Here is a 14,235-nt window from a genome sequence, read left to right as displayed (position 1 = left end):
AATGCAGAAATTCCGTTCGCTTCCGGTCAGTTCGACGCTCAAGGCTGCAACCATCATCGCAATCGGCGCCTTGGCACTGACTGCCTGCACCAATGCCTCCGAGGCTGGCCCGTCGAGTGCCGCTTCGCCTTCCGGCAGTGCCAATGCAAGCTTTGACCCCAGCACCATCGCCAAGGACGACACTCTGGCCGCAATGGTCCCCGCGGCGATCAAGTCCAAGGGCACGCTGACCGTTGGCTCGGACACGACCTACGCTCCCGCTGAGTTCCTCGGACCCGACGGCCAGACTCCTGTCGGTTACGACGTCGACATCGCCAAGGCGATCGGCGCCACACTTGGCCTGAAGGTCCAGGTGCAGACCGCCGAATTCACGGGCATCCTTCCTGCCCTCGGCCCCAAGTACGATCTGGGTATCTCGTCCTTCACCATCAACCCCGAGCGTCTCGGCGCCGTCAACATGGTCAGCTACTTCAACGCCGGAACCGCATGGGCCGTGCAGAAGGGCAACCCGAAGAAGTTCTCCCTGGATGACATCTGCGGCAAGTCCATTGGCGTGCAGACCGGTACCGTCCAGGAAGACCCGGACCTCTCGGGCCGCAACAAGAAGTGCGCAGCTGACGGCAAGCAGCCGATCAACATCGTCACGCTCAAGAACCAGACCGACGTCACCACCAGGCTCGTCAACGGCAGCATCGACGCCATGGCAGCCGACTCCCCCATCATCGGTTACGCCCTGACCCAGACCAACGGCCAGCTTGAGAAGCTCGGCGACGTGTACGACGCCGCTCCCCAGGGCATCGCTGTTGCCAAGTCGGACACCGCCCTCGCCGATGTCATCCAGAAGACACTGACCAAGCTCATGTCTGACGGTTCATACAACAAGATCCTCACTGGCTGGGGCAACGCCGAAGGCGCCATCACCAAGTCCGAGGTCAACCCGGCGGTCAAGTCTTGAGTATTCCCGCCACCGATAACAAATCAGGTGCACAGATGGATCATCATCAAGCAGGCCACGCCGCGCCCGTGCTGAACGATGCGGTGCCGGTCCGGCATCCTGGCCGTTGGATCAGCGCGATCATCATAGTTGGCGCCGTGATCCTTATGATTCAGAGCGCGATCACGAACCCCAATTTCCGCTGGGACGTGGTCGGGACCTACATCCTGGACGTCAAGGTCGTCCAGGGCGTGGGCTGGACCCTGCTTCTGACCGTCGCTGCAATGGTTCTGGCGATTGTCCTGGCCATCCTGCTGGCCGTGATGCGCCAGTCCGACAACCCCGTCCTGCGCTACACCTCCTGGGTATGGGTCTGGTTCTTCCGCGGCACCCCTGTCTACACCCAGCTTGTCTTCTGGGGACTCGTCACCGTCCTCTACCCCACACTCTCCCTCGGCATCCCCTTCGGCCCCCAACTCGTCACCTACGTGCTTTCGGACCCCACCCACGGCCTTATCCCGGCCATCCTAGGGCTTGGCCTTAATGAATCGGCCTACCTGGCCGAGATCTTCCGGGCCGGCCTGAAGTCCGTGGACAAGGGACAGACCGAAGCCGCCGAGGCCCTGGGAATGGGCAAGGGGAAGATCATGTGGCGGATCATCCTGCCCCAGGCCATGCGCATCATCGTCCCGCCGACGGGCAACGAAACCATCGGCATGCTCAAGACCACTTCCTTGGTCCTGGCCGTCCCGTTCACCTTGGACCTGACCTTCGCGACCAACGCCCTGGCCAACCGGATCTACCTTCCCATCCCGCTGCTGATCATCGCCGCCGCCTGGTACCTCTTGGTCACCAGCGTGCTCATGGTCGGCCAGCACTACATCGAGGCCTACTACGGCAAGGGCGTTGACACCAACCTGGCCCCGGCCGTCATCAACCCCGCAGCTGCCAAGGCTGCCGCAGCAGTGGCACCGAGCGCCGAAGCAGAGCCGTCCCTGAAGATGGAATTTCCCGAGGAGGAGGCAAAATGACGATCACCACCCAGAAACCGCTGGTGCGGATCGAAGGCCTCCACAAGTACTTCGGTCCCCACCACGTCCTTCGCGGCATCGACCTGACAGTTAACCAGGGCGAAGTGTCCGTTGTCATCGGCCCGTCCGGTTCCGGCAAGTCCACGATGCTCCGCTGCGTGAACCTGTTGGAAACCATCAGCGCCGGCCGCATCTCCGTCGGCGACCAGCTGATCGGCTACCGTGAAGTCAACGGCCGCCTCCACGACCTGAAGGTCAAAGAAATCGCCGCGCAGCGCCGCGAAATCGGCATGGTCTTCCAACGCTTCAACCTGTTCCCGCACAAGACCGCGTTGTACAACGTCATGGAAGCTCCCGTGCAGGTCAAGGGGAAGAACAAGGGCGATGCCAAGAAGGCCGCCCTCGAATTGTTGGATCGGGTGGGCCTGGCCGACCGGGCCAACCACTACCCGGCACAGCTCTCCGGCGGCCAGCAGCAACGCGTCGCGATTGCCCGGGCCCTGGCCATGGAACCGGAGCTGATGCTCTTCGACGAGCCCACCTCCGCCCTTGACCCCGAACTCGTGGGCGATGTGCTTAACGTGATGAAGGACCTGGCCAAGTCCGGCATGACCATGATCGTGGTGACCCACGAGATCGGCTTTGCCCGCGAGGTCGGCGACCGCCTGACCTTCATGGACGGAGGTGTGGTGGTGGAATCCGGTGACCCGCGCGAGATCATCGCCAACCCCCAGCATGCCCGCACCAAGGAGTTCCTCAGCCGCGTGCTGTAGGTTCTGGCGACGCCCGATACGCAAAATGCCCTGCGCGGCTGGAATTCCAGCTGCGCAGGGCATTTTGCGCAGCGCAAGGAATTGGAACTACTGGGACACAGCCGAAGCCACCGCAACCTTGATGCGCGCGTGCAACGGACGCAGGTCCGAACGGTCCGTGCGTACTTCCACGATGCTGCGCCCTTTCAAAGGCGAGGCAAGCACGGCGGCGAGCTCCGCCGTCGTGCGCACCGAAGTGTGCCCGACGCCGTATGCCGCGGCCAGCGCGGACATGTCCACGCTGTGCGGGGTGCCGAAGAGGCGCTCGACGGCGGTGCCGTAGCCGGCGTCGTCCTCCACCTTGCCGTGCTCAAGAAGGCCGAAGATGCCCCCGCCGGCGTCGTTGAGGACCACGATGCGCAGGTCCGGTGCTGGCTCTCCGGCTCCGAGGAGGAGGCCGCCGGCGTCGTGCAGGAAGGTGATGTCGCCCAGGAGGAGGGTGGTTTCGCGGCCCGCGCCGAGGGCGATTCCCGTAGCCGTTGAAATCGTGCCGTCGATGCCGGCCAGGCCGCGGTTCGCAAAAACTGTGGCCAACGGTTCGGGGCTTGGCTGCCCGGCGAGGTCGACGTCGCGGATACCGTTGGAGGAGCCCAGGACCAACTGCCCTCGGGCGTGTTTCCAGACGGTGGCTCCCACGGCGGGTCCGTTGGCTGCCTGCTCGGCCTCGAGGACGCCGTCGAGCGCGTGTTGGGCCGCGGCACCGGCCAGGAGCCAGGCGTCGAGCCACTCATCCGAGCCCCTGCCAGCGAACCCTGCCAGTTCAGTCAAAGACTCGAAGCGTTCCTCGCTGCGCCGGCCGTGCTCGTACCAGGCCACCGGGACGGGCTCGTACATGGCTGCGGGGAGGTCGTTCCGGGCCAGGAGGGCGGCGACAGGCCTGGACAGCGTAGGCCGACCGAAAACCACCACCCGCTCGATCGGCATCGCCGACCCGGGCCCGAAGTTGTCCAGCATGAGGCGGTACGGCCCGACGGCGTTGGGACCGAAGCGCGCATTGGATGAGGGCTCGGCGAGCAGGGGAAGGCCGTGGGCGCGGGCGAACGCCTCGGCGACCGGTCCGGCGTCGTGCCCTGCCAAAACCACCGTCCGCCGCTCGGCCAGCTCGGCGGGAGCGGGGGGCATGCTCAATGGTTGGGGACCGGAATCGTAGTGGAAGACTCCGTGGCCCTTGGTGGGGGGAAGCGCCTCGCCCGGTTCCGGAACCAGCGGCTCGCGGAACGCCAGGTTGAGCTGCACCGGCCCGGGAGGGGTGTCCTCAAGCGCGCCGGTTGCCGCGTAAATGGCAGTCTCGACGGCCCTCTGCGGGTTGCTGCCCGCAGCGATGTCGACGGCGAAGCGAACGTGTTCGCCGAAAAGGTCCAGTTGGATGGTGGTCTGGTTGGCGCCGGTTCCGTGGAGCTCGGCGGGGCGATCGGCCGAAAGGACCACGAGCGGCACGGCGGCGTGGTTGGCCTCCATGACCGCGGGCAACAGATTCCCGACGGCGGTGCCCGAGGTGGTCAGGACGGCCGCCGGGGCTCCCGTCGACAGAGCCAAACCGAGGGCCGTGAAACCGGCCGAGCGTTCGTCGATCCTCACCAGGAGCCTGACGTTCCCGGCTGCTTCAGCCTCGGCCAGCGCGTACGCCATGGGTGCCGAGCGCGAACCGGGAGAGACCACCACGTGCCGCACACCGCCGTCGAGCAGGGCCTTGACGGCGATCCGGGCAGCGGCGAGGGAGCTCAGGGAGCCTTGCGAAGTCACCGCACCAGTCTATTAGCGGCGCCTCCCTCCAACGCTCGCTCACGTATCGGGCCCCAAACCGAAACGCCCGCTCACTCCCATGAAGAGAGTGAGCGAGCGTCAGGCGAAAGACCCACGTAGGTGAGCGGGCGTTGGGAAAAGGGGGAACGGGAAGCCCTTAGCCGTCCTTGCGGAACACCTGCACAATCGCCGGACGCGGGGCGCGGACCTGGCCGGCGGCCGGCGCGGCTCCGGCGCCCACGTAATCCGGGAAGAAGGAGTGCGGGGCCTCGAACGTCCCTTCCTCGCCCGGGTGCTGCACGGCGACGAAGACAGTCCGCTCGTCGTCGTGCACGATCGGCCCACAGGTCTCGGCGTCGCGCGGTACGGCGAGGAACTGCTCAACCTTGCCGCGATCGCTGCCATCCAGGGTGACTTTGAACAGCCCGTCCGCATACCCGATGGACGACGGCGCGCCGTCAGTGGCGATCCACATGTAGCCTGCCGAGTCGAAAGCGACGTTGTCCGGGCAGGAAATGGGCGAGACCTTGTCGGCTGGGAAACCGGAGAAATACGTGGAGGAGTTCTTGGCCGGATCTCCGCAAACCATCAGCAGGGTCCAGTTGAAACGCGTGGACGCCTGGTCCCCGGTTTCCGTGATTTCCACGATGTGGCCGTCCCGGTTGAGGGTGCGCGGGTTGACCTCGGTGGCGCCTTCCTTGCCGGGCTTGCCGCGGTCCGAGTTGTTCGTGCAGACCACGTAGACCTTGCCGGTGGCCAGGTTCGGCTCGACGTCTTCGCAACGGTCCATCTTCGTGGGGCCGACCTTGTCCGCGGCGAGGCGGGTGTAGACCAGGACCTCGGGGACGGACATGCCCGGAACAGCGGAAGCGCCGTCGACCACCAAGGGAAGCCACTCGCCGGAACCGTCGAACGCGCCGTCGGACGGCAGCTTTCCGGTGCCGTCGATCTCAGCTGCGGGAGAGTCACCCGTGAACTTGGCGACGTAGAGGTCCCCTTCGGAGAGAAGGTTCATGTTGTTCCGGCGGGCCGCGGCCGAGCCGCCGGCCATGTACTTGCCTTTGGAGACGAACTTGTAGAGGTAGTCGAAGCGCTCGTCGTCGCCCATGTAAGCCACCACACGGCCGGAGGCGGCAACGATCACGTTGGCGCCTTCGTGCTTGAAGCGGCCCATCGCGGAGTGCTTTTTCGGTGTGGAGGAGGGGTCGAACGGGTCGACTTCCACGATCCAGCCAAAGCGGTTGGTCTCGTTGGCGTAACCGGCGTTGTTGGTGTTGAAACGCGGCTCATCCAGTTCCCACTTGCGGGCGGTGGCCTTGGAACTAAGGCCGTAGCGCTTGTCGGCCGCCGAGGTACCGGGAGCTACGAAATAGCCGTTGAAGTTTTCCTCCCCGGAGAGGATGGTGCCCCAGGGAGTCGTCCCGCCGGAGCAGTTGCCCAGGGTGCCCTTGATCTTCCGGCCGGACGGATCGTCGATGGTCTTGACGAGGTCCGTGCCCGCGGCGGGACCGGTGAGCTCATATGTCGTGTCGGTCAGGAAGCGGCGGTTGAGCGGCGCGCCCTTGACGTAGCTCCACGGCTTGTTCTTGTTCTTGCGCTCGAGTTCAACAACCGTGAGCCCGTGTGCGGCACGTCCGATCGCGCGCGCCTCCGCAGCCGCCAAAGTGGCCGGGAACATGATGTTCTCGTTGGTGTACTCGTGGTTCGTGAAGAGCACGGCACGGCGGTCCTTGGAATCCGGGATGGGCAGGATGTCCGTGTAGTCGTTGTTGTAGCCGAACTGGCGGGCCTGCGCTGCCGCGGTCTGGCCGTTCAGCTCGAAGGCCGGCGAGTCGGCAAAGAGCGGATCGCCCCAACGGATGATCGGCTGCCACGCGAAGCCATCCGGCACGGTGAACGCGTCAACCGTGTAGTCGACAGGCTTGATCGGCGCGAACTTGAGCTTGGCCTTGTCGAAGCCCGTCTTTGCCGCCGCGGACAGGCCAGTACCTTCGGGAACGTTGCCAGGCAGGTTGCCGCCCAGCACGACGGCGAGCGCGCCCACGGCGCCGAAGCCCAGGGCGGCGCGGCGGGACACAGCTGCGGAAGCGATGTCGCGGAAGTAGGCGTTGGAGCTCGTGTTGCACACCTCGCCCGAGCAAGCGTTGTCGCACTTCAGGGCGCACGTCACGGGCTGCGCTTGCCCTTCGTATGGCCGAGCATCGGGAGCAAGTCGAACTTGCGCTTGGTTGATTCAGACATGGGAAATACCTCCGGGGATTGAGTGATTTCCCCACCCTTACAGCGCTAGCGGAATCCGAGAGGACGCCCCGGTAAAATTCCGGTGAATTCCCAGACTTTTCCCAGCAATCTATGCCCGAAGGAGTGCGTGCACGCGACGGAGCCGGTCCAACCACCAGTCGCGACGTTCAGCAGGAGCCGCGTACCGCTCCAGCAGCCCCTCGTCGGGGACGGCTTCGCGGACGCGGATGGCGCCGTCGTCGGGCACCAAGGGGTCCTGGGTAATGTCCGAGGCGAAGAGCCGCACGGTCCCCAGCCCGCACGCGAACGGCAGCTCCGGCAGCGCGGCGGCGAGCGCGAGCCCCGCCCGGATCCCCACCGAGGTGTCCAGCGCCGAGCTGACGACGGCGGGAAGCCCGGCTTGCGCCACGATGTCCAGCGCGCGCCGCACTCCCCCAAGCGGCGCCACCTTGACCACGATCAGGTCGGCCGCGCCCGCGCGGGCAACCTTGAGGGGATCGTCTTCCTTCCGCACGGATTCGTCGGCGGCGATGAGCACCGGCGTTCCCTGCTGCGCTAGCCGTCGACGGACTTCGGCGAGGCCCTCGATGTGGGGCACGGGCTGTTCGGCGTATTCGAGCCCGACGGCGGAGAGTCGCCCGAGTGCCTCAACCGCCTGCGGCACGTCCCAGCCTGCGTTCGCGTCCACACGGATCGCGGCGTCCGGCAGGGCCTCCCGGACCGCGGTGACGCGCGCGACGTCGTCGGCCAGTTCCTGCCCGCGCTCGGCGACCTTGACCTTGACGGCGTCCACGCGGCCGAAGCGTTCCAGGACCTCGGGCACCCGGGCGGCAGGTACGGCGGGGACGGTGGCGTTGACGGGAATGATGTCCCTTAGCTGCGGCGGAAAACCTTGCCATGCGGCTTCGACGGCGGCGGCGAGCCAGCGGGAAGCCTCGGCGTCGCCGTACTCCGGGAACGGACAAAACTCGCCCCATCCGGCCGGTCCGAGGAACACGAGGGTCTCGCGCTCGGTGATTCCCCGGAACTTGACCCGCATCGGCAGGCTGACCACCTTCGCGGTGGCAAGGAGCTCGTCGAGGGCGGGGAGTGGAGGCATGGTTTCACTGTAGCGTGGGGCGGGCTGGGCCGGTTCCCGGGGTGGGCCGCACCCTCAGACGCTCGCTCACTTTTGGGGCGTTTTCGGCGGACGCTCGCTCACTGGGTGAGCGAGCGATCGGCTGGACGGCCATATAGGTGAGCGAGCGTTCCCGCGCTGGGAAACGGGCGGTATGTCCTCACACGCGTTAGGTAGAATGCAGCAAGAAACGGAACCACAGCCGGAGGAGCCCGCATGCAGCGCAAAGCCACAGCACTCGACGTCGCAAAACGCGCGGGTGTCTCGCGGAGTGCGGTGTCGCTGGTGCTCAACGGCCGTGGGGACGGCAACGTGGCCAAGGAAAGCCAGGACCGGATCCGGCAGGCGGCCGCAGACCTCAACTACTCCCCCAACCCCATTGCCCTGAGCCTGCGGAACCAACGAACCCGCGTGATCGGGATCGTTTCGGACGAGGTGGTGGTGAGCCCGTTCGACGGCAACATCATCGGTGGCGCCGACGACGTTGCCCGCGCCCACGGCTTTGTCACCGTGGTCATGGACACCGAGCGCGACGCCTCCCGTGACGAGAGCGCCGTCGAGACCCTGTTGGACCGGCAAGTGGACGGGCTGATGTACGTCACGGTCGGTTTGAAGCCGCTCGACGTGCCCCACGGCATGCTGCGCGTCCCCTCCGTGCTCGCCAATTGCTATGACAGCAGCCCCGCCCCGCAGCTGCACCACGTGATCCCGGACGAGGTTTCCGGCGGTCGGGAAGCCACCGAGCACTTGCTGCAGCTGGGCCATCGCGATATCGCTTTCCTCGCCGGGGCCGCCACCTCCCCGGCTGTGCCGTTGCGCATCGTGGGGCATCGGGAAGCCATGGCCAGGGCCGGCATCCCCGTCCGCGAAGACCGTGTGTTCATGGCCGGTTGGGATATCAACGACGGTTTCCAGGGCGCCATGGGACTGCTCTCCGCCACCCAGCGCCCGACGGCGATCGTGTGCGCCAACGACCGGCTCGCCGTCGGCGTCGCCCTGGCCGCGGCGCGGCTGGGCCTCGACGTACCGCGGGACCTCTCGATCATTGGTTATGACGACGAATTCCGCATCGCAGCCACCATGGTCCCGGCGCTCACCACCATGGCGCTCCCCCTGCGCGAAATGGGTGCGGCCGCGATGAGCATGTTGCTCGAGCAGATCGAGGATCCGGCCAAGCGGTCGACGTCGGACGGCAGCGGCCATCTGGAAACCATGGTTCCGTGCCGTTTGGTGGTTCGCGAGTCGACCGGGCCTGTACCGGTCCTCTAGATCCGACAAAAAGTCGAGTGCCCGACGGCGGCCTGCCGCCTATGCCGGCAGCTTCAGTTCCCAGACGTCCGCCACCGCACCTTCGGGAAGCTCAAGGCGCCACGTTTCCCCGGTCGCTGGGTAGGCGCGGAGTGTCGTGGCCACGGAACCGGTCCGATACACCTCCACCAAGGACGCATCTATGAAGATCCGCAGTACTTCGCCCTCGGACAAAGACCCCGCAAACACGACCTGCCGTTCCGTGCCGGAGGCCAGGACCAGCCGGACCTCGCCGCCGCCGGGGCCGCCAGTCACAACAGCCTCGGCAAACGGCGGCACGTCAACCACCCCGGACGCCCCGCCGGCAGTCAGGGTGCCCCGATACGCCTCGACCTCCGGCGCAGGAGCAACCACCAGCGCACCGCCCTCAACCGAGAGGAAGCGCGGGTGGGTTAAGACGCCCGCCCAGCCCGCGGCGTCGATCTCCGCTTGCGAACGGCCACGCCGGCCACCACGGCCGGGGCCTTCGTTGGCCCATCCCCACAGCAAGGCACGCGGCGCCGCCCCGGACCCTGACGCAGAATCCAGCTGAACAATCTGGGGAGCATAGAAGTCCCGGCCAAGGTCGGACCTGCCGCCGGAACGCGGGACGAACACGGGCAGTCCCGTCGACGGGTCCTCAGCCAAGGAGCCGATCAGGTGGCCCACCCCGTTGGCATGCTCGTGGTCGTCCCCGGAGAGCCAGAGGGAGAACATCATGACCCAGGTGTCGGCCTCGCCGGAAGACGAGGGCACCTGGACAAGTTGCGGGCACTCCCAGATCTCCGCCGGAGTGTGCGCAGCCGCCACGGGGTTCTCGGTGGTCAGCCAAATGCCCTGGTACTTCCAGTTGGACATGCCCTCCACCGTGTACAGCAGCAGAGCAGCATGTCCATTGGCGAGCCCCGCGCCCTGCATGGCGTAGCGCTTGCCGTTGACGTGGAAGATGAAGGGGTCGCGCACGGCCGTGACCAGGCCGTCGTCCGGCATGGAAGCGGCGATGTGACCATCCTGTTCCCACGTCACCAAGTCCGCGGAGCCTCGGGAAATCACCACTTGCGAGTGTCCGCCGTCGCCCCGCACGCCCGAGTACGCGGCGGTGGGGACACCGCCGTCGTCTGTCACCACACCGGTCCAGCAGCCGAACTCATCCGGGCCGCCGTCCTGCGGGCGCAGCGCGACAGGGTGCTCATCCCAATGAACCAGGTCCGGGGAGCTGACGTGGCCCCACTGGATCCGGTGGTGCCGGGCCGATTCCGGGTTGAACTGGAAGAACACGTGGTAGCGGCCGTTGATGTAGCTGATGCCGTTGGGGTCGTTGATCCAGCCTTGCGCCGGCCGGGGGTGGAAGCGCGGGAAAGCGGGGTCCGGGTGGGTGGCCGCCGCGGCTAGAGCAGGGGCGGAAGATATGACGTCCGTCATCGAAGTCCTTTCAGGGAAGTAGGGCTATTTGCCGGTGCCGGCGGTGAGTCCGTCACGCAAGGCGCGCTGGCCGAACATGAACACCACCAGGGCGGGAATCATGGAGAGGATCACTCCTGCGAGCACCACGGAGATGCTGCCCGTGCCGAGGTTGCCCTGCAGCGAGACCAAGCCCAGCGGGAGCGTGAAGTTCTGCTCGGAGATGGTCAGGATGAGCGGGCGGAAGAACTCGTTCCAGTGGTAATTGAAGGCCAGGATGCCCACGATCGCCATGCCCGGCATCGCGAGCGGCGCATAGACGGAGCGGAACGTGCGCCAGGGCGAGGCGCCGTCGATCGCCGCGGCCTCGCCCAAATCACTTGGCAGCCCCAGGAAGTATTGCCGCATCAGGAAAGTGCCGAACGCCGTCGGGATCGCCGGAAGGATCAGCGCGAGGAGCGTGTCGGACAGACCGATGCCGCGGATCAGCATGAAGACCGGAACGATCGTCACCTGCGCCGGCACCATCATGGTGGCCAGCACAATCGAGAACAGTGCCCCGCGGCCGCGGAACTTGAGGTTCGCGAACGCGTAGCCTGCCAGCGCCGCCGTGAACATTTGCCCGACGGCGATCAGTCCCGTCACGAGGGCGCTGTTGAGGACCAGAAGCATGATGTTGAGCTGTTTGAAGACCTGGTCATAGGACGAGAAATCGGGGTTGAGCGGAAGGAACGACGGCGGCAGCTGGAACGATTCCGCCGGTGGCCGTAGCGAGGTGGACAGGGTCCACAGCACCGGACCGAGGATGAAGACGGACGCGATCAGGAGCAGAACGATTCGTCCCGCCATGCTCCAGTTCCGCTTCTTGCGGGGCGCGGGCCGCTGGGGAGCCAAGCGTTCGACGGCGGCGCGCTGGGTTGAGGTTGTAGTCATGGCGGGCCTTACTGGTAGAAGACGAATCGTTTGCTGAGCCGGAACTGGGCGGCGGTGATGGCCATGATGATCAGCGTGAGGATGACGCCGATCGCCGAGGCCTGGCCGAATTCGAGGCGCTGGAACGCGGACTCGAAGATCACCATCACGGCAGTGCGCGTGGAGTCGCCGGGGCCGCCGCGGGTCAGGACGTAGGGCTGGTCGAACACTTGCAGGGCGTTGATGATCGCCATGACGGATGCCACTAGCGTGGTGGGGCTCAGGAGGGGCAGCGTCACATGGAGGTGCTTGCGCCAGCCGGTGGCGCCGTCGATCGACGCGGCCTCATACGTTTCGGTCGGGATCGACGCGAGGCCGCCGATGAACAGCAGGAACGAGAACCCGAAGTTCTGCCACACGTACACGAGGATCACGACGGCGGAAGAACCGGCCGGCGTCGTCAGCCACGGGACGGCGGGGATGCCGACGAAGGACAAGAGCCAGTTGACTACGCCGAATTGTTCATTGAACAGGTAGCGCATGAAGATGGAGACCGACGCCGCGGACAGGATCAGCGGGAAGAAGAAGGCGCTGCGGAAGAAGACGCGGAGCCAGGCCGGGAGCTTCTCCTGCACCATGATCGCCAGTGCTAGTGCGAGGCCGAGCTGAAGCGCGACGGCGACCACCACGAACATGATGGTGTTCAGGAACGAGACACGCACCGTGGGGTCCTGGACCACTTCGGCGAAGTTGTCGAACCCGACGAAGCTTGGCGCGGAAATGATGTCCCAGCGGAAGAAGGCGAGGACCACGGAAGCGACGATCGGCACGAGCGTGAACAGCCCCATGCCCAGGATGGTGGGAGCCAGGAACGCCCAGGGCAGCCAGCGCTGACGCTGCCTTCCGGTTGTTTCGCTCCCCGGTGCGGCGCCGTTCCGGCGTTTGGAACCCGCGCCGTTGCGGCGCTTGGTGGACATGCCCGTTGTTGCCGTGCTCATGCCTGCCTCCTCAAGGCGATCTCAAGGTCGCGTTGCATGGAGGCGAGGGCCTGCTTGAGCTGGTTCTCATCACCGCTGACGGCCAGGGATACGTTTTTCATCAGGGCGGTCTCGACGGCGGCCTGCTGGGGCGGTGCCGGGATGGGACCTGTGGTGGGGAATTTGTCGAGCGTGTCGTAGAAGACTTTCCAGTGCTTGGGTCCGCGGCCTGCGTACAGCTGTTCGTTGACCATGGAGCGGCGCGCCGGGGTGGTGTTCGGCGTCGGGAAGACCAATCGCATGGCTTCCAGGCTGGAGGCGAACTTGAGCCATTCCCAAGCCGCGTCCTTGTCCTTGGCGGTCTTCATGATGGCGTAGCCGGCGGTGCCGAATTGGTGCCGTTGGGTGCGCCAGCGCGGGAAGAACTGGACGTCGAAGTCGTCTTCCTTCATTCCGGCTTCGTGGAGGCCTTCCACCCAGTAGCCGCCGGCCGGGGTCATGCCGATCCTGTTGGAGGCGAACAGTCCGACGAGTGAATTTCCGCCGCCTTCTTCCGGTCGGACACCGAGGCCATCCTTGACGAGGCCGCGGAGGTAGTCGAACGATTCGTACACCCGCGGGTCATCGGCATTGGGTTCAAGCCACTGGTAGCCGCCGGAGCGCAGTCCGCGGGACGGATCCTGGGCGTAGAAGCTGTCCCAGAGCCATTCGCCGCCGGTGGACTTGGATTCCTTGAGGAAGCTGGTGTCGTTGGCATAGAGCCAGGGCACCACACCGCCGAAGAGCCTGTTGGTCCAGTAGTACGGGGTGAAGTCCTGGGGCCTCGCTTTGCGCATGGCCGCGAGGCTGTTGCGGAAATCGCCCTGGGTCCAGTTGTCCGCGGGACGTTCGAGGCCGGCTTGCTGCAGGGCCGAGGTGTTGTAGTACATGTTGGCGGCGTTCCAGTCGATGGGAAGCTGGAACAGGCTGCCCTTGTACATGAACGCCTCCACGAGGCTCGGGTGGACGTCCGCGAAGTACTCCTTCATGTCCGCGGCATCGCGGCGAAGGTACTCGTCCAAGGGGTGCGCCAGCTTCTCGGCGAAGAGCTGTGCACCTTCGGTGGCCACGTAGACCACATCCGGCGGCGTTCCTGCTGCCACCATCGTGAGGATCTTGGTGAAGAAGTCCTTCCAGTCCGCGGCCTGGATGGCCTGGACCTTCACCTTGATTTCCGGGTGCACTTTCGCGAACGCATCGATGACCCGCTGGCGGGCGGCTGCGTCCGCCGCGGTTCCCAAGATGGCGATGCTAAGGCTGTTGTCCCCGCGGCCCGGGATGTCCATGCCGGTCAACCGCGGCCACGACGCCACCGTTGCTCCGACAATTCCCGCACCCAAGGCACCAAGGGCTGTCCTCCGTGAGATCTCACGCAGCTTCCCATTGCTTCCTGCCATGTCCAATTCCTTCCTAACACGTGTTAGGTAGCGTAAATCCATCACCTAACACGTGTCAAGCGTCACATTCGTGTTACGCCCCCTCACCCCCTCCACGACCCCCTTCACGACGCCCGCTCACATATCCGCCCCAATCCCCAAACCCCCGCTCGGATATGGAGCCAAACCGGCAAACCCCCGCTCACATATCCGCCCCAATCCCCAAACCCTCGCTCAGGTCTTGCGGCCCAACCCCAGGCGGACCCCCAGACCCGAGCGAGCGTCCGCGCACAACCCGCCATACGTGAGGGAGCGTCCACCCACAACCCGCCATACGTGAGCGAGCGTCCACCCACAACCCGCCA

General features: G+C 65.8%; 10 protein-coding genes and 1 pseudogene. 4 read left to right on the top strand and 7 right to left on the bottom strand.

From position 1 onward, the window contains the following. The first annotated feature begins 1 nt into the window (after window position 1). The 3 genes from QRN45_RS12255 to QRN45_RS12245 are packed head-to-tail and all read left to right on the top strand — an operon-like array spanning window position 2 to window position 2,738. The gene (locus QRN45_RS12255) at window positions 2-955 is read left to right on the top strand and encodes an ABC transporter substrate-binding protein (protein WP_241707017.1); all 954 of its coding nucleotides are present in this window, start codon (window positions 2-4) and stop codon (window positions 953-955) included. Between the two features lie 35 nt (window positions 956-990). Then, complete coding sequence (locus QRN45_RS12250; RefSeq protein ID WP_284763539.1) at window positions 991-1,965, top strand: amino acid ABC transporter permease; 975 nt, start codon at window positions 991-993, stop codon at window positions 1,963-1,965. Further along, on the top strand, window positions 1,962-2,738 hold the full coding sequence (locus QRN45_RS12245; RefSeq protein ID WP_284763538.1) for an amino acid ABC transporter ATP-binding protein: 777 nt from the start codon (window positions 1,962-1,964) through the stop codon (window positions 2,736-2,738). Before QRN45_RS12250 ends, QRN45_RS12245 begins: the two co-directional genes overlap by 4 nt. A gap of 87 nt (window positions 2,739-2,825) precedes the next feature. Here the strand turns inward: QRN45_RS12245 and menD are convergent, their stop codons facing one another. The 3 genes and pseudogenes from menD to QRN45_RS12230 all read right to left on the bottom strand — a co-directional run bounded on the left by menD (window position 2,826) and on the right by QRN45_RS12230 (window position 7,860). Beyond that, window positions 2,826-4,520, bottom strand: a complete 1,695-nt coding sequence (menD, locus tag QRN45_RS12240; protein WP_284763537.1) for a 2-succinyl-5-enolpyruvyl-6-hydroxy-3-cyclohexene-1-carboxylic-acid synthase — start codon at window positions 4,518-4,520, stop codon at window positions 2,826-2,828. A gap of 157 nt (window positions 4,521-4,677) precedes the next feature. After that, window positions 4,678-6,761, bottom strand: a pseudogene (locus QRN45_RS12235) (PhoX family protein). 109 nt (window positions 6,762-6,870) lie between these two features. Beyond that, window positions 6,871-7,860: an o-succinylbenzoate synthase gene (locus QRN45_RS12230; protein WP_284763536.1), complete on the bottom strand. Its 990-nt coding sequence runs from the start codon at window positions 7,858-7,860 to the stop codon at window positions 6,871-6,873. Between the two features lie 234 nt (window positions 7,861-8,094). Here QRN45_RS12230 and QRN45_RS12225 point away from each other — a divergent pair, with 234 nt between their 5' ends. Beyond that, window positions 8,095-9,147 (top strand): LacI family DNA-binding transcriptional regulator, encoded by a 1,053-nt coding sequence (locus QRN45_RS12225; RefSeq protein WP_284763535.1) that lies wholly within the window; start codon window positions 8,095-8,097, stop codon window positions 9,145-9,147. Between the two features lie 39 nt (window positions 9,148-9,186). Here QRN45_RS12225 and QRN45_RS12220 read toward each other — a convergent pair whose 3' ends face one another. Genes QRN45_RS12220 through QRN45_RS12205 form a run of 4 tightly spaced genes read right to left on the bottom strand, consistent with a single transcriptional unit; the run spans window position 9,187 to window position 13,891 of the window. Further along, window positions 9,187-10,587, bottom strand: a complete 1,401-nt coding sequence (locus tag QRN45_RS12220) for a glycoside hydrolase family 32 protein (protein WP_284763534.1) — start codon at window positions 10,585-10,587, stop codon at window positions 9,187-9,189. Between the two features lie 24 nt (window positions 10,588-10,611). Beyond that, window positions 10,612-11,499: a carbohydrate ABC transporter permease gene (locus QRN45_RS12215; RefSeq protein ID WP_078107826.1), complete on the bottom strand. Its 888-nt coding sequence runs from the start codon at window positions 11,497-11,499 to the stop codon at window positions 10,612-10,614. A gap of 8 nt (window positions 11,500-11,507) precedes the next feature. Continuing rightward, entirely contained in the window at window positions 11,508-12,476 is a 969-nt protein-coding gene (locus tag QRN45_RS12210) for a carbohydrate ABC transporter permease (protein ID WP_284763533.1), read from the bottom strand. Then, window positions 12,473-13,891 (bottom strand): ABC transporter substrate-binding protein, encoded by a 1,419-nt coding sequence (locus QRN45_RS12205; protein WP_284763532.1) that lies wholly within the window; start codon window positions 13,889-13,891, stop codon window positions 12,473-12,475. The genes QRN45_RS12210 and QRN45_RS12205 overlap by 4 nt, the downstream gene beginning before the upstream one ends. Window positions 13,892-14,235: the final 344 nt, after the last annotated feature.

The organism is Arthrobacter sp. efr-133-R2A-63, from assembly GCF_030209795.1.
GTDB lineage: Bacteria > Actinomycetota > Actinomycetes > Actinomycetales > Micrococcaceae > Arthrobacter > Arthrobacter bambusae_A.
Note: the sequence above shows the minus strand (reverse complement) of the source record. Positions and strands in the feature narration are given on the sequence as shown.